General features: G+C 47.7%; 27 protein-coding genes and 1 tRNA gene. 11 read left to right on the forward strand and 17 right to left on the reverse strand.

Translation table 11 applies throughout. The features are described 5' to 3' along the window. Positions 1-2: 2 nt before the first annotated feature. The 13 genes from ACJJI3_RS12565 to ACJJI3_RS12625 form a co-directional block, all read right to left on the reverse strand. Positions 3-1,484 (reverse strand): phage portal protein, encoded by a 1,482-nt coding sequence (locus tag ACJJI3_RS12565; protein WP_444939941.1) that lies wholly within the window; start codon positions 1,482-1,484, stop codon positions 3-5. Further along, entirely contained in the window at positions 1,484-1,699 is a 216-nt protein-coding gene (locus ACJJI3_RS12570; protein ID WP_444900499.1) for a DUF6148 family protein, read from the reverse strand. The genes ACJJI3_RS12565 and ACJJI3_RS12570 overlap by 1 nt, the downstream gene beginning before the upstream one ends. Beyond that, positions 1,700-3,691: a terminase gpA endonuclease subunit gene (locus ACJJI3_RS12575; protein ID WP_444939942.1), complete on the reverse strand. Its 1,992-nt coding sequence runs from the start codon at positions 3,689-3,691 to the stop codon at positions 1,700-1,702. Then, on the reverse strand, positions 3,663-4,184 hold the full coding sequence (locus ACJJI3_RS12580) for a hypothetical protein (protein ID WP_444939943.1): 522 nt from the start codon (positions 4,182-4,184) through the stop codon (positions 3,663-3,665). The genes ACJJI3_RS12575 and ACJJI3_RS12580 overlap by 29 nt, the downstream gene beginning before the upstream one ends. Positions 4,185-4,269: 85 nt before the next feature. After that, entirely contained in the window at positions 4,270-4,992 is a 723-nt protein-coding gene (locus ACJJI3_RS12585) for a hypothetical protein (protein WP_444939944.1), read from the reverse strand. A gap of 4 nt (positions 4,993-4,996) precedes the next feature. Beyond that, entirely contained in the window at positions 4,997-5,194 is a 198-nt protein-coding gene (locus tag ACJJI3_RS12590) for a holin (protein WP_444919101.1), read from the reverse strand. Further along, the gene (locus tag ACJJI3_RS12595) at positions 5,191-5,559 is read right to left on the reverse strand and encodes a 3TM-type holin (protein ID WP_444919100.1); all 369 of its coding nucleotides are present in this window, start codon (positions 5,557-5,559) and stop codon (positions 5,191-5,193) included. The genes ACJJI3_RS12590 and ACJJI3_RS12595 overlap by 4 nt, the downstream gene beginning before the upstream one ends. Before the next feature lie 468 nt (positions 5,560-6,027). Further along, on the reverse strand, positions 6,028-6,369 hold the full coding sequence (locus tag ACJJI3_RS12600; protein ID WP_444919099.1) for a hypothetical protein: 342 nt from the start codon (positions 6,367-6,369) through the stop codon (positions 6,028-6,030). A gap of 206 nt (positions 6,370-6,575) precedes the next feature. Beyond that, complete coding sequence (locus ACJJI3_RS12605) at positions 6,576-6,953, reverse strand: D-Ala-D-Ala carboxypeptidase family metallohydrolase (RefSeq protein ID WP_444939945.1); 378 nt, start codon at positions 6,951-6,953, stop codon at positions 6,576-6,578. A 176-nt stretch (positions 6,954-7,129) separates the two neighbouring features. After that, the gene (locus tag ACJJI3_RS12610; RefSeq protein ID WP_444939946.1) at positions 7,130-7,795 is read right to left on the reverse strand and encodes a hypothetical protein; all 666 of its coding nucleotides are present in this window, start codon (positions 7,793-7,795) and stop codon (positions 7,130-7,132) included. Positions 7,796-7,839: 44 nt separating this feature from the next. After that, the gene (locus ACJJI3_RS12615; RefSeq protein WP_444919096.1) at positions 7,840-8,085 is read right to left on the reverse strand and encodes a hypothetical protein; all 246 of its coding nucleotides are present in this window, start codon (positions 8,083-8,085) and stop codon (positions 7,840-7,842) included. A gap of 25 nt (positions 8,086-8,110) precedes the next feature. After that, positions 8,111-8,959: a hypothetical protein gene (locus ACJJI3_RS12620; RefSeq protein WP_444939947.1), complete on the reverse strand. Its 849-nt coding sequence runs from the start codon at positions 8,957-8,959 to the stop codon at positions 8,111-8,113. 342 nt (positions 8,960-9,301) lie between these two features. Next, positions 9,302-9,571, reverse strand: a complete 270-nt coding sequence (locus tag ACJJI3_RS12625; RefSeq protein ID WP_444919091.1) for a transcriptional regulator — start codon at positions 9,569-9,571, stop codon at positions 9,302-9,304. 96 nt (positions 9,572-9,667) lie between these two features. Between ACJJI3_RS12625 and ACJJI3_RS12630 the strand changes: the two genes are divergently transcribed. From ACJJI3_RS12630 to ACJJI3_RS12680, 11 genes are all read left to right on the forward strand, one after another. Continuing rightward, the gene (locus tag ACJJI3_RS12630) at positions 9,668-10,342 is read left to right on the forward strand and encodes a LexA family protein (protein ID WP_444919090.1); all 675 of its coding nucleotides are present in this window, start codon (positions 9,668-9,670) and stop codon (positions 10,340-10,342) included. A gap of 219 nt (positions 10,343-10,561) precedes the next feature. After that, positions 10,562-11,899: an SNIPE associated domain-containing protein gene (locus ACJJI3_RS12635; RefSeq protein ID WP_444919089.1), complete on the forward strand. Its 1,338-nt coding sequence runs from the start codon at positions 10,562-10,564 to the stop codon at positions 11,897-11,899. Between the two features lie 304 nt (positions 11,900-12,203). Beyond that, complete coding sequence (locus ACJJI3_RS12640; RefSeq protein WP_444939948.1) at positions 12,204-12,536, forward strand: response regulator transcription factor; 333 nt, start codon at positions 12,204-12,206, stop codon at positions 12,534-12,536. Then, positions 12,533-12,715, forward strand: a complete 183-nt coding sequence (locus ACJJI3_RS12645) for a hypothetical protein (RefSeq protein ID WP_444914662.1) — start codon at positions 12,533-12,535, stop codon at positions 12,713-12,715. Before ACJJI3_RS12640 ends, ACJJI3_RS12645 begins: the two co-directional genes overlap by 4 nt. After that, positions 12,712-13,014 (forward strand): DUF7673 family protein, encoded by a 303-nt coding sequence (locus ACJJI3_RS12650; protein ID WP_444939949.1) that lies wholly within the window; start codon positions 12,712-12,714, stop codon positions 13,012-13,014. The genes ACJJI3_RS12645 and ACJJI3_RS12650 overlap by 4 nt, the downstream gene beginning before the upstream one ends. A gap of 165 nt (positions 13,015-13,179) precedes the next feature. Next, positions 13,180-13,338, forward strand: coding sequence for a hypothetical protein (locus ACJJI3_RS12655; RefSeq protein ID WP_444939950.1), 159 nt, complete (start codon positions 13,180-13,182; stop codon positions 13,336-13,338). Then, positions 13,335-13,622 (forward strand): phage antirepressor KilAC domain-containing protein, encoded by a 288-nt coding sequence (locus ACJJI3_RS12660; RefSeq protein ID WP_444914665.1) that lies wholly within the window; start codon positions 13,335-13,337, stop codon positions 13,620-13,622. Before ACJJI3_RS12655 ends, ACJJI3_RS12660 begins: the two co-directional genes overlap by 4 nt. An 89-nt stretch (positions 13,623-13,711) precedes the next feature. After that, positions 13,712-13,966, forward strand: a complete 255-nt coding sequence (locus ACJJI3_RS12665) for a hypothetical protein (protein ID WP_444939951.1) — start codon at positions 13,712-13,714, stop codon at positions 13,964-13,966. A gap of 108 nt (positions 13,967-14,074) precedes the next feature. Then, the gene (locus ACJJI3_RS12670) at positions 14,075-15,007 is read left to right on the forward strand and encodes a hypothetical protein (RefSeq protein WP_444939952.1); all 933 of its coding nucleotides are present in this window, start codon (positions 14,075-14,077) and stop codon (positions 15,005-15,007) included. Beyond that, entirely contained in the window at positions 15,000-15,245 is a 246-nt protein-coding gene (locus ACJJI3_RS12675) for a hypothetical protein (RefSeq protein WP_444919080.1), read from the forward strand. Before ACJJI3_RS12670 ends, ACJJI3_RS12675 begins: the two co-directional genes overlap by 8 nt. Before the next feature lie 30 nt (positions 15,246-15,275). Then, positions 15,276-16,478 carry a tyrosine-type recombinase/integrase gene (locus ACJJI3_RS12680; protein ID WP_444939953.1) on the forward strand — a complete coding sequence of 401 codons (1,203 nt, stop codon included), beginning with the start codon at positions 15,276-15,278 and terminating at the stop codon, positions 16,476-16,478. 103 nt (positions 16,479-16,581) lie between these two features. Here ACJJI3_RS12680 and ACJJI3_RS12685 read toward each other — a convergent pair whose 3' ends face one another. The 4 genes from ACJJI3_RS12685 to ACJJI3_RS12700 form a co-directional block, all read right to left on the reverse strand. After that, on the reverse strand, positions 16,582-18,396 hold the full coding sequence (locus ACJJI3_RS12685) for a P-loop NTPase fold protein (protein ID WP_444939954.1): 1,815 nt from the start codon (positions 18,394-18,396) through the stop codon (positions 16,582-16,584). A 191-nt stretch (positions 18,397-18,587) separates the two neighbouring features. Further along, positions 18,588-18,773, reverse strand: a complete 186-nt coding sequence (locus tag ACJJI3_RS12690) for a hypothetical protein (RefSeq protein WP_444939955.1) — start codon at positions 18,771-18,773, stop codon at positions 18,588-18,590. A 119-nt stretch (positions 18,774-18,892) separates the two neighbouring features. After that, positions 18,893-19,138: a hypothetical protein gene (locus tag ACJJI3_RS12695; RefSeq protein ID WP_444939956.1), complete on the reverse strand. Its 246-nt coding sequence runs from the start codon at positions 19,136-19,138 to the stop codon at positions 18,893-18,895. Between the two features lie 455 nt (positions 19,139-19,593). Next, positions 19,594-19,669, reverse strand: a tRNA-Ala gene (locus tag ACJJI3_RS12700). Positions 19,670-19,823: the final 154 nt, after the last annotated feature.

Here is a 19,823-nt window from a genome sequence, read left to right on the forward strand (position 1 = left end):
TCCTATTCAGATTCAGTTTCTTGCGCGGGTACGGCTTCGCGTTTGGTTGGGGTGGTAATGTCGTTTTGTTTGAGCTTCCGCTGCCAGGCAGCAGTTTGCTTAATTACATCGTCCGGCTTCTTGCCACGGCGGCGGATGGTCTGCTGTGGGCTGGCCAGTACATTTTCCAACAGGGTTTCATCGGCGCTGGCTTCATGGACCGGATTAATCCAGGGCATCACCGGGGTAATAAAATCGACGTGCATTAATGTGGATGGATCGACATCACTCGGCACTTTGAAGGCATCCGCCAGTAAACCCATCTGCACCCAGCGGCGGGTGGCCGGCTCAACGATTTCTTCACAGAATTCCAGGCTAAGGGTTTCGTAATTGGCCCACTGCTCCACCAGTTCCTGGCGTTGCGCGCTATAAGTACCGTTGTAGTTTTTGCTGATACTGCTAAAACTGGCCATGGTGCCGGCAGCAGTCATCCGGTGCATGGTTTCTAAAAATGGCGTTAGTAGACCGCTGGGGCGATTGCTTTGAATGGTGCCGACAGATTCCCCAGGGCGTAAATCGTCGTAGATAGCACCAGCGCGAATATCCAGGGTGCGATTTCCTTCATCATCAACGTCGTTCTGCGAGTAATCATCTGGACTGCCCTTTTGGATAAAGCCCACCATGGCCGAGGCAATTTTGGCAGCGACACGCTCGTTTTCTTCATAGTCTTTAATATCAGTAAGGCGATTCATTACCGCTGCAAAAATGGAAACCCCACGGGTTTGGTGCAGCCTGCGCACAAATTTCAGATGCTCGATATTTTCAGCGCTGTGGAGCCTGCGTTTCATACGCCAGTTAAATGAGGCCCCTGGATGTTCGTCGTACAACCAAAACCCTGATGGCTCGCCCCAGGCAGATTTTTGAATGCCTTGCACAATGCGCTTGCTGGGATCGTTGTAATCCACCGGCAGGAAGTCCGGTTCCAGGCATTCGATGGTGTAAGGCACCGGGGTGCGGTGCTTTAAGCCGGGCACTGTGCCTTGCAAGTGCCGCATTAACGTTTCACCGTCTCTCAGCCAGGTATTACACAAAAGCCGCTGCGCTTTTCCCCAGCTGAACTGCCGGGTGCATTCCGGGCGCCTTGCCCATTCCTTGTGGGCATCATTCATTTGGCTGGCAAAACCATCGTGGATATCGCCATCCCAGGTTTTGGGTTGGAACTCCACATCGATGCCGCGCGGGCCGACAATGTTATTTACCAGGGTGGTGAGAATGCCAAAGGCAAAATCGTGGTTTTGCTCCAAATGCCGGGCTTGGCCGCGCAGGGTTTCCACACTGCCTTCCAGCACCAGGTCGCCGCTGCGGTTATCACCCGGGTTTTTGCGCAGGCGACTGGGGCGCGCGGCTTCATAGGCGGCGGCAATCTCCAGGGCGCGCCGGGCTTGTACGCGGCGCAGGGCAGCCTCGGGTGCAAAAAAACCGATGACAGAATCCAGTTTATTCATTAGCAAAAATTCGCGTAGGCGGGCCCGGGGCGTTTGCCGGCGGCCTTTAAGGTTTCTGCGGTTGCGCGGCGCTCCCACTCCTGGCGGCCCGCGCGGATTTCCTGCAGGTTCTCGGCGGTAAATTGGCGGCCGTTAATGACCGTGGTTTTTCCGGCGAGCACGTCTATCTCGGCCTCGATATAGAGGTCGACCATCTCTTGTGCGGTTTTAGACATTTAACTATCCAGTAGAGAGCCGGCTGGCTGCGCGGGCTGCCTTGGTTTTTTAACGATGGGCTGTTCTGTAGTTTGTTGAGGTTCGCTAAATAGCGTGCGCTGGCCCAGGCGCGATTCGATGGTGGACCATTTTTTCTCGTTGTATTTGTGCATGCCCATGGCGTGGGCGGCGTGCAGGGCGTAGACCTCGGTATCGGTGCCTTCATTGGGCCGGCCGGGGCGCGGCTGCCAGGTTTCCCGGCCTTTATTTTTCTTGCTGGGGGCTTTGACTTCAGCAGTCACCTGCTCCCAGTAATCCTGCCGCACATGCTTGCAGCTGTGCATATAGGCACTGGTGCCGAGCAGACGCTTGGCCATCAGGTCTTTGGCTTTATGGGTGCCAACCATATATACCTTTACCCCAAAGCGGTCTGCCTTGGTGCGGCGCTTGGGATTGTTAAAATCCACCTGCCGGGGCTGGTTGAAGATTTCCTTGGTGCCGAAGTCGTTGCTGTCACCTTTAATCGCCATCACCAGCACGCCGCGATATTTTTTATCGCGAGTTCGCACCCAGTGGTACACCGCGTTACTGGTGCCACCATCGGAGGAGTCGATACTTACCGCCGCTGCGCGAATTTCGCCGAAGCGCTCGTGCTCAAAGCTTTGGAACACCAGCTTATCCAGAGCTGACCAGCAATCATCTTTTTTATCGGCGGTATCGCCATCGATCTCGCCCCAGTACATCTGCCAGGATTCTTCATTCCGGCCAAAGGCGCGAATGGTGATTGCGAGTCGGTCGTGCTGTACGTCGATGCCGACCGTTACCAGCAGGCCACCGGCAGGGCACACTAATTCCGGGTAATCCTCGGCGGCCTCTTGCAGCTTTTCATGGTCCAGCAAGCGGCTGGCGGCGTACTGGTAGGGCCGGCCCAGTTTGTTGTTCTGAAAAACAATGCGGGCAGATTCATCGCCGCTTTTCGCTTCGTGTTCCGCTTCGAGAAAATCCCGCACTACATCGGCAAGGCCAGTGCCGGGGATACATACATAAAGCTCCGATAGCTCCATAAAGGTTTCTATCGGTTCAATTTCGTCCTCAGAATAATCCTCGCCGCATTGAGTTTTTACCCAACCGGCAAAGTCATCGCCATTTTCCTGCGCGGTTTTACAGGTCTGCAAAATATTGGCCTGGCGGCGGTAGTCATACCATTCACTGCCACAGTGCGGGCAACCATACACCGCGCTTTCTGGCTGGTGCAGGCCAAACACCGGGTGCGATGTGCCGCCTTCTTTTTCCAACCAACTGACGTTTTCCCAGTCCAATACATGGGACTCACCGCAGTCGTGACAGGTAATCGGTAACACTCGCATGGTGCCGAGTTTGGTGTAGTGTTCTACCTGGGAAAGATCCGCAACCGCAGGTGTACCACCAATAATTAATTTCTTATTGCGCATCCGCTTAAGGCGTTCGCGCAGGTGGCGAATGGAATCGCCCTGATCGCCGACATCTTTGTTGGTATCGTCAGGCTCCTCTACATAGCCCCGACGGGCTGATGTGGATTTCACATTGGAAATAGAGTTGGAACCAATGGTGCGTACTTCACCGCCGGGAAATTTTTTCCGTGTTGAACGGCTGCCGCCTTTGCGGCTGGTGGTGACATCGATCACCCGGTTCACTGCTGGTGAGCCTTCGATAATCGGCACCAGCTTTTCATCCATAAACAACCGGCCTTTTTCATCCTTGGGGAACAGCATCAGGATGCGGGCGGGCTCAGTAGCGGCAACCTTGCAGATATCGGTAGCCAGCAGAACCGTCCAGCCGATCTGCGCGGCCTTTTGCATCACTACCATCCATGACACCGGATTATCCAGTGCATGCATTACACCCCAGAAATAAGGCACATAATCGTTGCGGTAATAGCCCGCGTTATCGCTATCCTCTGACGGCAGTTTGATATTTTCCGGCAACCACTCAATCAGCGGGACTTTAGGCTGCGGTATCCAGGTTTCCCGCACTTCCTTCACCAGGCGCGAGAGATTCGATCTCGTAACTACCAATAGCTCTGAGGGCAGCGTCAATACTAGGCTGTAAGGGTTCTCGATCGACGGTAATGGCATGCTGACTTTCGATAGCAATAAGGATGCTTTCTACCGCTCCTAAAAATTCATTCTTACCAATGGTGGACCACTCCACCATCACCTTACGTACAGACTCAACATCAACTATTAATTGATCCTCTCGGTATAATTCGCGTCTAATTTTCTCCGCGCTCATCCTAGCCTTATCTGCATCAGCCAAATCTTTTTGATTGCGAGCTTCATTAGCCTGACGGCCAGCAGCTTCAGTACGCAGCCGCTCACAATAAACTTGTAGCCACACGCTGTAAGTAGAGCCTTGCGGCAACACCCCAGCCTGCACATGCTTAGCAATTGCCGGTTGAGAAGTTCCCACCAGCCGAGCGAACCCCGACTGAGTGGCCTGATCATTAAGTGATGGGTTGTCAGCCAAGGTATAACCCCCTAGGAAATTTCAGATAGCTGTTAAAAACACGGGCCCGAATTGCCCGTATTTTGGGTCGCTCAGGAGGACCCGCTCAACGTCTCTTTGCGGTCGCAATAGCACGATCCATTGCCTTATCAAGCTCTATCGGGAAGTGTCGCCGCGCTATACCTTCGGCAATTCGGACAAAAGGGAAGCGCTGGCGGTAGTTCGGCCTGCCTTTAAGGAAAATAAGAATGGGTTTAGCCGTTGGATTACGCTTGCCGCCCGCCCTTTTCCATATACCCAGGACACCATTAATTTTCCCAACAAAATATTTAGACTTAGGGCCTTGAGAACTATCAGCCTTACTCTTTCTAGCACCCGAGTTAGCGCGCAGCTCTGACAAGATCCTTTTATAGATACCAACCGAAATGTTGCCATGCTTATTTAACTTGGCCTCCTTCCCATGCACTACATACATCCCCCTAGGTAAGAGGCCCGCATGCCGAAGCGCACGCTCAAAGCGTTTGTCAGCCCGGTTCTCATTAATCACCGAGGGTGCCAGATACTCACTAGGCGCTGTGCCATTGGGGGCCTGATCACGGATGAAGATCTTCGCCACACCCGAGCGCTTAGTGGCTTTCTTCACCAGTACCGAGTTCAGTGTCAGCTTCGCCGGATTGACAAAGATGCGCCCAATGGCTGCGCGCTCTTCTCCACGTATACGAAACGCCACATTATTCAGAGCAACCGAACTGGCATAGGGCAACTGCTTTTTTAATTCAGCAGCTGCCTTATCAAACTTTGAAGTATCCAGCTTTACACTAACGTCCATCGTCTTAGCCCTGCTGCCTTTCTTGCAGCTTTAGTCGCTTGTGGTTGTAATACCAATTAACCATTAAACCCGCCGCAGCTATCAGCACTCCAGCAAGGCCTAACCAGTTATCCGCGAGCCAACCGGCGAGAGTTCCAGCACCAATGGCAGTCATATAGCTGGCCTTATCTGCTAATTCTCTTAGGGTGTCGTGAAGTGTCATGACTGCTTCCAGGCCTTCATCGCTTTTTCAGCGCTGCGCCCCACGACATAACCACCGAGGCCGATTTTTACTATCTCCAGCAGTGCCAGAGTTTGGTCCTCGCTTAAGTTTGGAGCTGTCCATCCCAGCCAGTGAAATACAATCAGCCCGACGAATGTGAGCATTGTTACTGGCCGCCAATTTCTCTGTAGCCATGACTCCCCCGAGGCTTCTGCCGTGATTACCTGGGTAGCTGCTTTTAGCTCTTCCAGGTCCATTGAAATCAGCTGCGAATCAACCCGAGCCTTTAACCGATTAGCTTCTGCTTTATCTGGGAAAGCCTTGTCTATGACCTTACCGAGAAGATTGGATATGGCTGAAATCATGGAAGCTCCAAAATAAAGGGCCGCCCGGTGCCGGTGGCAGGGGGAAGAAGCACCGAGTGGCTAAAAGGGTCAGGGGGGATATTAATTTCCGATTTATCAGGCTTCTCACGCATATATCGGCTGTTCTGATTGTGGGTAGTCACCGCAGATATATTTCAGCCCAGGCTAGTGATCAAATTGCCAACTAACCCCAACCAATCAACTGAGGCTTGCACTTGAACTACCCCATCACCGTTTATACCAACTTTTCTGTACGTTCACCTCACACCGATGCCCTTCTAACAGGCAAAAAAAACCGGCCTGAATGGGCCGGTTAAGGGGGAATAAAATTTCTTTGCTCGTACTGACTGCTCCCTGTAAAGACAACAATCTCAAAGTAGCGTATTTATACTCTTAAAACGCAAAAGCACCAAATGGAAGAAGATATCTTACGCAAGAAGTGAATTCCCTTGGAAAATCTCTACACCCTTAGTCTTTATGCACTTTTATATGATGAAGCGTCACAGTTCCCGTCTCATCTGCACAGGCAGGGAAAGTGGTCAAGGTTACCGTCTTGTTTTCGGAGTGCGCGTATATAATTGAGTCCAGGTATTCCTTACCCATTGGCCTAGACATACTGAATGAAATGTAATCACCATTCCAGCCATGGCATGCAGGTGGGTTCTGAACGCCTCCCTCAGGGTAGATCCGAACAAGATTCTTAGTATCAATTAGTACGAACGAATCTATTTTTGCTACAGTCTCAGAATCAGCAGCAAAAGAAACTTGAGAGATAAGAGCGAGTAAACAAACACCAATATATTTCAACATGTATTATTCCTTTTTATAGTTTCAAACATAAATCGAAGAAGCCTTATAAATGGTTAAAGCACGTTCGTCAAATCTTCGAAAAGATAAAATTTATATTTAATTTTATTTGAGTAAAATGATAAAACGGCAAATGTAGATGGCGGAATCTTAGTTATTATTCTTTTCATCTATAACCTTGCCGGATCGATTTGATATGGCCCAAGTCATTAGTAATTCCAGATTGTGGGGCGGGTACGCTCGCCGGGTATTGATTCCAAGTCATCCAAGTGAAGGAAACGTCTACCAATTGCTCCCTTTTGCTTAACCCCTATGCCGGTGAAACCCTCTTCAAGCGCAATTCGGATTAGTCGGTGTGCCCTACCTAGTGCAACTTGAACATCAACAGCCTGTCCGGTGGTATGGGTCATAGTGGCCTTTAGCTGGGCGTTATGAGCTGGGCAGCGGTAGCCAGAGTTAATAACCATTGGCCTGCCAAAGCTTTCTCTGACTCTAATCAGGCGTTGGAGCGTTTCATCTTTAAATTGATTCTTGCCACAACAACGACAGGCCAACTCAGACTCTGTGAAATAGTCGTTATGAAACATAAAACCTCAAGGTTTAAGCAAAAAAAAAGGCGCCCAAAAGAGCGCCATTAAGAACATTAACAAGGATGAAAAATGAGTGATTCAAAACGAAAAAACCCGGCTGGGGGAGCCGGGTTTCTGTTGCAAGCGGAAAAACCGCAAGCTAGAAAAAAAGTACCATCCTGGGTCAAAGTCTGTCAACCCACCTTCAGCAACTTTTCTTTGTAACCCTCGACAACCTCAGACACAGGCCCCAGAGCACGAGCAGGGAGCGGATCTAAACGCCTTTGTAATTTCCGCCAAATATTCTTCCACTCCTGATCCCAGGTGGATTTTTGGCAACCAACAATAACGCGTGCCTGCTTCACATCTACCTTGCGCCCATTTACATCCCGAAACGCACACGCACTAATACAAAATAACGCCAACTGGCTAACCTTCTCCCTTGGGTGCGGCTCCTCCCACTTATCGAACTCAGACATCAAGAACTGCAACAGCGCCGCCCGCTCTTTAAATCTTTTTGCGGGAGGAGCATAGGCAGCCATGCCCCAGCAATAAGCCAACGGATCACTATCCCGCAACCTAGCAACAACGTTTTGAATTATTCCCCTCTCGCAGACATCCATAATCCGGCTACCGCTTCCCTTCCCCACAACCGTCTCAGTACCACTCACTCGCGGCGCATCTATCCGGCAAATGACTTGATCTGCTTTGCCCTCAACCTCACCCCGAATAACCACCTTCCGGCCCCGGCGCGTGCTTAGGGTGGCCGTACTCCTACCGCCCATGGCCTCGTAGTCAAACGCCGCTGCCGACCCATCGAACGCATCATGCCAAGCCTGTCTCGCAGTATCGAATCTCATATCACTCCCCCCAAGACATCAAACGGTAACCTCAACCGGAACAATTACGCAGCCTGCTGAAAACTATCGAAATGCTCCTGAAAAACCTTTCTCGCCACATGCAGATTATCCCGATGGAAAGTCCCCAAATAATCCTCATGCACCTGTCGAATTTTATTTTGAGTAACCACCGTATGGGCAAACACCAAATCCACTTGGCGAGGGTTATCCGTGCGAAATACCGCTAAGGGTCTACTCGCAACGGTAGTCATAATTCGCTCTTTGGCTTCTGTCAGAGTCACAACGGTCATAGCATCGCTCCTTGAAAATCTGTGTTTACCAGCCGGTGTCTGTCAGCATTTCACCGATTGGCCGGTCCCGTGTTCGCTGCTGGGACGCTACTCGCTGCGGTGGAATAAACTTTTCGCGTCTCACCCAGTTGCGCCACACTGCCAACCAATCACGCCGTACCCCCTGCTTGCCCGACTGAGATTTCCAGTAATCACCAAAGCTAGCCGCAATGTCGTGGATCTGGTGCATCACCTCTGGCCGCGTCTTGGCCGCCTCATCGTAAAATTCTTGGGTTAACTGCCAATCATCGGGAAGGCGGGTACCACGCTTCGATGGCGGGGCGGGTTCCTGGCGGACAGCAAGGGCACCACCCTGACCGCTCTCTCTCTGGTTATTTTCTAGAGTGGTTACTTTCTTAGTATCTTTACTTTCTTGTGTCGGCAAATCCGGATACGGTAAACCCGTATCTGGTAAATCCGTATCCGGTAAATCCGTATCCGGTAAATCCGTATCCGGTAAATCCGTATCCGGTAAATCCGTATCCGGTAAATCCGTATCCGGTAAATCCGTATCCGGGTTTTCAGGAAGTGGATCAGCATTTCGTGGCATATCTGAGATTTCATAGTCCATACCGACTATTTTCCCCCGCTCACCGCGCCGAGTAATTCGCTGGCAATAACCAGCGTCGATCAACTCACCCAACAGCTTGTAGATCTTGTCCCTGCCCTCCTGAGCCTCTTTGGCCAGTGCCGAAGGTGAAACCTCCCAATGATCCGGCTTCGACAGCAAGTGCAGCAGCAAGCCGCCAGCAGCGAATGAAATACGGCGATCACACACAACGGAATTTGAAACCACCAAGTAATTTGAAGACGGCCGAGCACTTCGACGAATCATGCAGCAGCCCCCCAGAAAAATAATGAATGGGTCATATTGTTTTTACCTATCCTTGATTTCACTATTCGCGCACGGCGAACTACACCCTACAGAGACGCCAAAAGCGCAGAGAAATGAGTGCCGGTCTTTCGCGGCTGTCAGCGGTCTTTCCCGCAGTCTTCAAAGCGGGCCGGCTTGGCGTCCCTCACCGGCCCTTTCTTGGGTAACTGACACACCCTGTATAAATCCCCATATACCGCAATGAATTAATCCCGATCTTCAGAAACCGCAGAATGGCAGGACAATAAAATGGGGAATTGAAAATGATCGTTATTCTGGTTTCTGAAACGAACCCGCACAGCCTTAACTTGCCTGCCGAACTTCTGGCATGGCTTGCTCCTCAACTAGATCATCCAACGGCCCAAAGACATCAGGCCGAAGACACGCCCGGGAAACCTTCCTCTGAGTAGCTAGCTCTATCTTTGAGCAAAGCTTTGGCGGTATCGCCTTTAATCCATTACGCATCTGGGAGACAAAGACCGGGGTTACCCCTATCGCCCTTGCAAGGTTGGCCTGTGATCCGACCAGTTTGATAGCGATATCTAGGGCAGAGTCTGTCGTTTCCTGCACCATTGCTGCTGCTCCTTGTCATCAGAAGCTAGAGTATTAACTTTCAGCTACCAGAAATCAATAGCCGATAATTAATTAACTTATAGCTAATATGTCGCCATGAAACATCCAGACTTTGCAAAGAGATTCAAGCAGGCGGTTACTCATGCCGGCGTGGAAGATACGCAGGAGGCATTGGCGCGCCTGTTTGAGGTAAGCACCGTAACGATATGGAGCTACCGCAATGGAGAGAAGCTGCCACGAATGAGTACAGCCAAACGAATTGCAGAAACGCTTGGTGTCTCTGTTGATTGGCTTCTCACCGGTACTGGTAAAGGACCAGGTGAAGGAAACACTAAGGAGGGAAGCAATGTTACCCAAGGACCAAGGATTCAAGGGAGAATCCCCCTGATTAGCTGGGTACAAGCTGGAGCCTTTTGTGAAGCTCTAGACTTAATTGATCCGAGTGAAGCCGAAGCTTGGCTGCCCTGCCCAGCAACACATTCTGACCGAGCCTACGCTCTACGTGTTAATGGCGATAGCATGACAAGCCCCTACCCAGGCCAACGATCTTACCCTGAAGGAACCATTATATTTGTTGACCCTGACAAACCTCTCACTAATGGTTGTCGAGTTATAGCCAAGCTTAATGACGAAGTTACCTTCAAGATTTATGCCGAAGATATGGGTCGCACTTTCTTACGGCCAATCAATCCCAGCTATCCATCAATGGATATCACGGATATGGATGTTAGCTTTTGCGGCGTCATACTTGGTTCCTACACCCCAGACTAACACCTTCGCAATTAGCACAGATGTACAAAAATCACTTTAACTTGTGACATAGCCTCCCCCAAGCCGAAATTCACCTCAATCAAAAAGCAACAAATGAAATAACTTTGTTGCTTCACATCTATCCGATTAGATATATTTCTAATTCTCTGCACTTTCACCTCAAGTGAACAAAAAATAGAACATAGTCGATTTTGCATCTTGCACTAAGGATAGAGTCAAATGGAGCAACAGCTAATTATCGGAATATCCATAACAATTGCGACCCTTATAGCACTTTCAGTGGTAACAACAAAAATTTACCTACAGCTTAAAAAAATTAAACAGAAGTATTCAAAAATAATAAATATTGATGAAGAAGTTGAAAAAGCTAAAAAAGAGAAACAAAAAATATCCACTGAAACAGCAACCCTTATACAAAACTATAAAGAAAAAAGAGAAATACTAAACAAGCTAATCAAGAAAGCTGCCATCTATGACGAGGAAATCCAGCTTGCTGAGTTAGGATTCTACAAACCTCACTTTGACTTTGACACATCAGAGGTATACAAGCAGAAAATAGGCCATATAAAAAATGAACAAAAAGGCTTAATTTCTTCTAAAAAGGCAATATATTGCAACACCCAGTGGACTGTAGAAGGAAGCAAAGCGAAAGGCAGAACGATGACTAATCGGGCCATCAAGTTAACTGCCAGAGCTTTTAATAATGAATGCGACTCCGCAATTTCCAATACAACCTGGAATAATGTTGACAGAATGGAAAAGCGAATAGAAGCTGCCTATGACGCCATAAACAAAATGAATCAATCTAACTCTATAGTTATCTCACATGAGTACTACCTCCTAAAGCTTAAAGAGCTACGACTAGCCTATGAATACAAAGATAAGAAGCAAAAAGAAAAGGAAGAGCAGCAAGAAATTAAACGCCAAATGCGAGAAGAGTTAAAACTAGAACAAGAGATGGAAAGATCTCTCAAAGAGGAGGATAAGTATAAAAAATTATTAGACAAAGCAAAGAAAGAGGCTGAAAAAGCCACAGGAAGTAAACTTGAAAACCTTAACGCAAAAATAGCCAAGCTAAACGAAGAACTCACAGAGGCCCATAAAAAATCTGAACGCGCCAAATCTATGGCAGAACAAACTAAACAAGGGCACGTATATGTTATTTCAAATGTAGGATCATTTGGTGCGCATGTATATAAAATTGGAATGACCAGACGACTAGAACCAAATGATCGGGTCAAAGAGCTTGGTGACGCTAGTGTCCCCTTCACCTTTGATGTCCACGCCATGATCTTTTCAGACAATGCTCCGGCGCTAGAAAACAAACTTCATAAGGTATTTGATCAAAGAAGACTCAATTTAGTTAATACAAGAAAAGAGTTCTTCCGTGTATCCCTTTCGGATATTGAAAGAGTAGTTAAAAGGGAATATCCAAATGCTGAATTTATTAAAACCGCTGAAGCCAGAGATTACAGAGAATCTCGAAGTATAATTGCCCAACGTCAAAGTAAGAAAGCCGCAAATAATCTAGCTGAAGAGTTTCCTGAAACTATATAACAGCTACATAAAAGCACCCTGTACATGCACTAGTCATTGGCTGCTTGCCCAATTAAGTAGAAGCTCGCAGCCTCCATTGGCGCTAAATTCTTCATAAAGCGACAATATTCTGCTCAAGCTCAAAACTAGATAGAGCCATTATCCCTTTCTGGCAGCCACTCCTAGCGCCATTGATATTCAATAAGTTACTTGCCCCTCACGACAAACGACACCACTACAACCCCTAGTATTAACTTTCGGCTATTGACGAACACATTAACTTTCGGCTACTGTCTTCATGCAAATCAAGGACAGGGCACCCAAAATGCGCACCGAAACGGAGTTCCGACAGCTAGCACCACGCCAAGCGGAAGCGCTAACACATCGCGCCCGAGGGCTCTCAAACCGGGAAACCGCCCAAGCTATGCAGTGCTCCGTCACCAACGTCAGCAACCTGCTCGCGGAGTGCTTCTACAAACTGCACGCCCGCAACAGCACCGACGCCGTGGCCAAGGCGGTAAAACACGGATTAATCCAGTTCGTCCTGATCGCCACGATTGTCAGCGGAATTGGCGCAGAGCAAGAACAGCTACGCACCCGACTCCAACGCCGCCTCACCTCACAAACCATCCGAAACAACCGGGAGGGAATCGCATGACCGCCACCGTGTTTGTACACCCCACGGCGATGAGTAAAAACAATATCGACCGCCTCAAGCGCCGCATCGATATTGCCAACGCCGTCCACAAAATTGGCACCCGCCTAGTGCAGCCAAAACCCACCACCGCAAAGCCAGTAAATAACAACTGGCCACCGTTTGGAGGTGATGCCGCATGAACCAGAACAACCCAGCCCACAGCGTGGAAACCCTGCTCACCGTCGCCAATGGAAATTCTGGAGCCAGCAAAGTTGCCGCACTGGTTTTGCTTTCAGCCTGGAATAGCTACGACTTTTCAGTCCCCGTAGCAGACCTTGCGTTACTGGATGGCGACAACTTCCAACACGCAATCAACGTGATGAATCTGCGCTACCACGGCAGATCACCTGAAAACGTCATTGCGGATGGTGAGAAAAAATTCCACGCCCTCTACCGCGACTGGAACCACCTGGAATCCCAGAGGAAGGAAGCCGCGTGAACCAAGCCCAGCCGCTACCGCAAATGCCCTGCCCCCACTGCGGAAAATCCGCAGAGCCGGTATTTAACGGGCAATTGCAATTACGCGGCTGGAGCTGTCAACCCTGCCGATACTGGGAACCCGCCATCGGCAGAGAAAGGAAGTTTACAAAATCCGGGGCCGGTTATGAGTGAGTTCAGCCGAATCTTAGAGCTATACGAAGAACTGCTGGCCAAGGTGAAGCTGCAAGAAGTTGAAATGAAAAGTATGCGCGAACAAGTCGCCACACTTTCCGAAGCCATCCAAGGCCAAGCTCCACAAAAAGAAAATCAGGAGGCAGCGTGAGAAAGGAAAAAACCTTCACCGTCACCCAAGCCGCCCGCCTACTGGGAATGGGCAGAAACAATTTAATGAAACTCATGCGGAACAACGGCTTATTACACAGCCAAGAACCCATGCGCAACTCCCCCACAAAGTGGGCCACCACGCAGGGCCTGCTCGTAGCAGAAAACGCTGAATACAAACGCGGACCAGTGGCAGTGCCGTACATCAACACCAAAGTCACCTCCAACGGCATGGTTTGGATGCGCGACCTTATCGAAAAACAAACCGTACCCGAAGCTAGTTAGCAAATTTACCCGCGCCCCGGGCGCATCAGTCAGCTGTAACCGTTAGGGCTGCCGGTACGGAGCCCAATTTTAATTAATTGGAGAACTCCATGGAAAGATTCGCACTATTCACTGGCACCTACAACTTAATGATGGGTGGCATCAAAGATTTCAAACGCTCCTACGACACTGAAGAAGAAGCCTACCAAGAGGTAGAGCGCATTGCCCAGCAGGAGCTGTTCACACACTGGGCTCAGATCTTCGACAAGAAAACCGACACCGCAAAAATTTATCGTATCGACGATAAAAAAATCACCGAGGACAAACCCCAAGACTGCCCCCACCCAGAACCAAACGCCGCCTAACCCAAAGCCAATAACTTTCTAAGCCCGCCCAGTGCGGGCTAAGTGGGTAGAAAATAGCAACGAATAAAACCCAATGGCTAATCGTAAACAGAAAAAAGGGAGAGCCGCGTGAAGCTCTGGCAATCCCTCACCGGTATCGCCGCCCTAATCTTCTGCGGCACCAGCCTAGCGTTTACTGTGCAGCTGTGGATATCCATGCCCGCAGGTCTCGGCGGGCAGGTGGTGGCCGGGGCCACGGCGGTGGCGCTGGAGCTGTGCAAGTTCAGCTTCGCCCCGCTGGGCCTCTGGTTGTGCAGCCAAGGGCAAAAGAGCGGCTATGCCCTGCTCTGCCTTTGGCCCCTGCTGGTAGTGATCAGCATTGTTGCAACGGTTGGATTCCTCGCCAGCCACAGCGACGAACAGCAACAACGCAGCGCCCGTAACAGCCAGGAATACCAAGCGTTGCAACAGCAGTTAAACAGTTTGCAACAGCAGATCAACACCCTAAACGGCCTGATCAACACCGACGCCAACAACGGCTACCGCCAACGCGCCATTAATACCGCCGCACAGTTATCCACAATGGAAGCTGAGCGCACGCAGCTCATAGAAAAGCTATCCACAATCGAACAGACACCCAGCACGCACAGCGCCTTCAGCAGCTTAGCGGGCACCCTCAACGCAGACCCGGCAAAGGTTCAGCATATCGGCTTCCTTGCCCTAGCGATCATCACAGACATCGTGGGATTGGTTGCGTTACTAGCGTTTAACGCCGCCGCAACAGCTGCGAAACGCGCCACTGCACCGTTGCAACAGCCTGAAACGGTGGAAACACAACCGTTACACACCGCCCACTTGAATGAAGAACAACAGCAACTCGCCCAGCGAATCCGCGCCGGGGAGTTCGGCCACAAGCCCGTCATGCGCAACATCATCAACGAAATGCGTCTTCGACACGGAACCGTTAAACCCGTTTTCGACGCCCTGCAACAGGCGGGCGCACTCAATAAAAATGGCCGGGGATACTTCCTCGCGAGTCAGGGAGGGCTGCCCAATGGGTAAGCTGGTTAAAGGGGTCACCTGGGCCAAGGAGCAATTCGAAAAAGGCTCCCGCCCAGGCAAAGAGAAAATCTTGGAGTGGATAGAGGCCGAGCATATCCCCGGCCAGATCATCGCCGGGGAGCCCTATGTGGATGCCGACCGATTCGCTATACGCGATCACACCGGCAAAACCCCAGCACAAAATACCTCCGCCAACGATGGCCAGCCCAGAAGCGGGCTAGACCTGTTGGCAGGCTGAGAACAGATTAAGCAGTAGGCGAGCAAGGAAATGGCCAGACCTAGAAAGCCCCGTATGATGGGTGACACTCTATTACCCGATAACCTTTATCCAGATTCTCGCGGACGGGAAAACTATTGGCGCTATCGCCGCCCAGACCTGACGGATAAAGTTTTCTCAGCAACGCTTGAAGAAGCTATTCGCATGGCTGAGCAGGCCAACACACAGCGCGGTATTAAGCTTGAGCGCAAACCTGTAAAAGCCCCAGACAGAGCGAGCTTCGCCTACCACGCAGCACGCTATATAGATTGGCGTATTGAAAATGACCCACGCTTACCCAACAAGGCTAGCTGGCGCAATCGCTGTAACGCCTTGAAGAGGTTTGGTGAAGACTTCGAAGTGATCCCCATTCACAAAGCTAAATTAGCCGATCTGCGCAAATGGTGGGAATTTCTTACCTATCACCAGCAACATGCCCGCCGCGCGGAATTTAATAAATTCTTTAATTTCCTAATGGCCGAGGGATTATCCAAACTAGAAAGCAATCCTTTCACCACAGCCGACGACCGCCCGCGCCTGCTGGAAAAGGGAAAGCCCATTAAAAAGCGTCAACGCTTAACCTTGGAAGCTTACTGGACCATCTATGAAAAAGCCGGGGAGTTAGGTTATGAAGCCTTACAGATTGCCATGGGCATCAGCATGCTAACTACCATGCGCCGCGCTGATATTTGCGAATTAAATTTTGAGAAACACCTTAAGGGTGACCACCTACGCAAGACAATCAATAAATCCGAAGCGCAACGGGATAGCCTCGCCGCAAGCCATTTAAGTTTTAACTTAAAAACACACCAACAACTCAGCAAGCTAATTACCCGATCCAAAGAACTCAGCTTAAGAAATTACCGCTGCCCCTACATATTGAGCCACACACCCAAACAACGGCGGACGGGGAAAACTAAAGAGCATGTTTGCCAGGTAAGCCCCGATCGGCTCAGTGATATGTTTACGGAAGTGCGTAACGCTACCGGCCTATATATCAGCCTACCCAAGAACCAAACTCCACCCAGTTTCCACGAAGTGCGAAGCTTGGCTTCTGACCGGTTTAAGCGAATGGGGTATGACGTGAAATCGGTACAGCAATTGATGGCGCATACTGATGAGCGGGTTACTCAGTCTTATCAGGCAGGACATGGTATTGATTATGAAGAGATTAGTATTTACCTTGATGAACAAGCAATTGGGAGAGGATTCTGAAAAATGTTAAGAACCTTTTCCTAACCTCACTTAACACATATTTAGCCGGCAAGGCCAAGCATTAAAAATGCTAGGCCATGAAAACCAATTATTTAATTTCTATTTATTCAAAATCATATTTAACATCCCTATTTTTAAGGACTCTAGATATCTGCTTAAAGTGACTAGAGCGAAGACTGAAAACGCGACCATACTTACTGCAAATAGCTTCTACCAAATCTTTTGACTTCTGACTTTCTAAGTTTACAGCATCAGTACAATTCGGGTCTGACAATCTAGACCCTAGCATACGAGTCAACTCAAAAAGTTCCCCATTATTAAGCATCTCCAAAGCATCAATCACATCTTTTGGATCTTCATAGAAAGTGAACACAGGTTTATATCTATATTTTTCAAAAAGATCGCTCGAATCCTGAGGAGCCTCTTTAATAAGCGTCCAAAAATCACCATTAAAAGCAGTATCCGAATCACTTATATATCGCTCATGCAACTCACAAGCATACTCATACAAGTCCTCTGAAAATTTAAATCTTTCACTTTGACTTCTATCTTTGAAGGATGGAATTTTCTCCATAACCCCCTCGCTATAGAGTTGATCAAATAGATGCCTGATCTTATCTTTAATATCGAAATAATCAAAATCTAAAACACCACGCGCTACATCACTAGCAATACGATCTGCAAAAACAAGCAAAGTGATTGGATTTTTAATAGCCCTCCCTTCAAAAACCTCACTAAATGCAGTATAAAAAACTTCCTCACCCTTACTGTCATCCATGTGCATATATTTAAACGCATCTATATATACTTCATACGTTTGAGATTCTCTCCAAGAGATAAAACTATTCAGGAAGTCTTCTTCGCAATAGAAGCCTTTTTCAACAATACCAAAAATACCTTCAAGCTTTATTTCGGGTTCCTTATGAAAGATCTCCCCCAAAAGGTATTTTGAGGGTAAACCAATACATTTTGGATCATCCTCTTCGATGAAGTAGCCGAGCTCCCTTAGCAATCCAAAACTTTGCTCATCTCCATGGCTGATTATTTTTCTTTGAGTCTCATTATCCAAAATATATTTTCTAAATAGAATCAACACAGATAACAGGCAGCAATAATATGAAATAGCAGATGTCCGACTAAGATTAAAAACACTCTCATTCTTACAATAAATGTAATCAAACAACTGCAAAGAATCACTAACAACTCTAATATTTCGATAATTTGATTCTTTTAAAACACTTACAATTCTGCTCTCATTATCACCTACAAGCTGTTTAATGTATCGCTCTGACCCCTCTCCACCAAAACTAACCAACCTCAAAGAAGCATGAATTACTTCAGCCGGAGATTTTTCCAGTCTATAGATATGCCTTATTGTTTTTTCTTTTGCATTAAAAATCCCTTTATTGCTTCCATCTTCAATTTGATCTAAAGCCCCAATTATTATGCACTTACCACCTTCATGCTCCACAAGCTTGTTAATATACGAAAGACATACTTCGATATCACCTTTCCAACGCTCTATATCATCAAAGCACAGTATTAGAGATTTACTTTTATTTAACCGAGAAGACTTCCACTTTTTTAATGCGAACTGAACGACATAACCAACACCTCCCACTCTGACCTCATCAACTGTTTGTGCGTTTGAATTTAACAACCCTTTTATAAAACCGTCTTCCGAATCACCAACGAAAGACATAGCCTTAAATATTTCACTTTCTATTTCTTGTATTGTTTCCAACCCAAAGAGGGATATATAAATAGATCCTTTTCTATCAATTGTCGGCAGAATTTCTTCTTTAAAAAGGTGTGTTTTCCCTACCCCCCAATCCCCATCAATCATTATTGAGTAAGGTGTTTCCGCTCTATCCAAATAAGCTTTAACTGCGCACTTTATATTCTCAATACTCGACATTCTAAGATCCCTCTTACTTTAAATCCAAACTTAAAAGAAATGTTGACACATCAAATATTACTAATAGACTCTTAATGTTATCATTATAAACCTTAAAGAACCCTTATATCTAAATAAATATAATTATTTGTTTAAGCAATATTTATATAGGGATAACCACAGCCATCTATGACAACTTACTTAGACTATCTTTAGTCTGGTAAATTATCTCTTTCAAGACACCATTGCTCATAAGGCAACTTTGTCTTGCTTTCCTTATATTTAAAGCGAAGCTCTTGTTGAGCTTCAAATCCAATCTTCTTTTGCTGTTTATTAATAAATAATTTTTCGCGTTGTTCTGGAGCCTGCAGATAGATTACTGATCTAAACTTATCCAAGCACCACTGCCCTTTACGAAGAGTATACTTGCCAGCCCTCCCCTTACGTGATGGCATTAACCCAATCTGTAAAAAAGAAACCTTAATTAATATGCCCGCAAGAACTGCAATAACTTCATCTATATTTTCTGCTCTTTAATGTTTTGGCTACCTTGCTCAATCAACTCTTCAATTTCCGACACCCACTCTTCACCCCTATATTTGACAGTATCAAAAATGGAAATCTTAATTGCACCAAGTGTTTTTATTCCATACTTTTTCCAGATAGATAGCTCATTTGACTCTTTAAGGTCATACCATGCTTCCTTACCGAATAAATCTTCCAAAGTAAATTTAAGGACTTGATATTTTGAGTATTCATTCATTGAACTTATTTTACCTAGCGTTAGAGTAGATGAAATGACTTAGAGCTATATTCGCAAGGCGACTTGTTGAGCCTTCAAGCCCGCACTTATTTTGAACGATATCCATTTAAACAAATAGTTGAGCTTAGTGTTTATGGACTCCAGAAACTTTATTACCAATTATTTTCGTTACTGAATTCCACTTCAGGCAACCTTAAAAGTCAAAGGATTAGCGGTTTTTCATTAACGATCATACAAAGCTGCGTTTGCCCTTCATTAGTAAAAACTCAGTGGGCACCTAAGTGAGCGGATGTGGTTAGGTAGCTATGATGGGAGAAATTTCAGACGAAAAAAAAGGGCCTAAAGGCCCTTTTTTAATACCCGCAGATTTGTGTGCGGGTTTATGTACAGTTTGTGTACACTTTGCAGAAGTTGATTTCTCTTCCTCTACAACCCCTTGATGGACAAGGGAAATTTGGTGGAGCTAAGCGGGATCGAACCGCTGACCTCAACACTGCCAGTGTTGCGCTCTCCCAGCTGAGCTATAGCCCCAAATTTTGTTGCCTGACGTTTCCGTCGAAAGCGGGGCGCATTTTAGCAAGGTTTAGGCGCCTGTCAACAGAAAAAATAACTTTTTAATCAATTAGTTAGCTGCTGACACCACAAGCCCCCGGAGGCTGCCGCTTCCAGGGGCTCACCAACGCGA

The organism is Microbulbifer maximicatervae (SeqCode) (assembly GCF_052466985.1).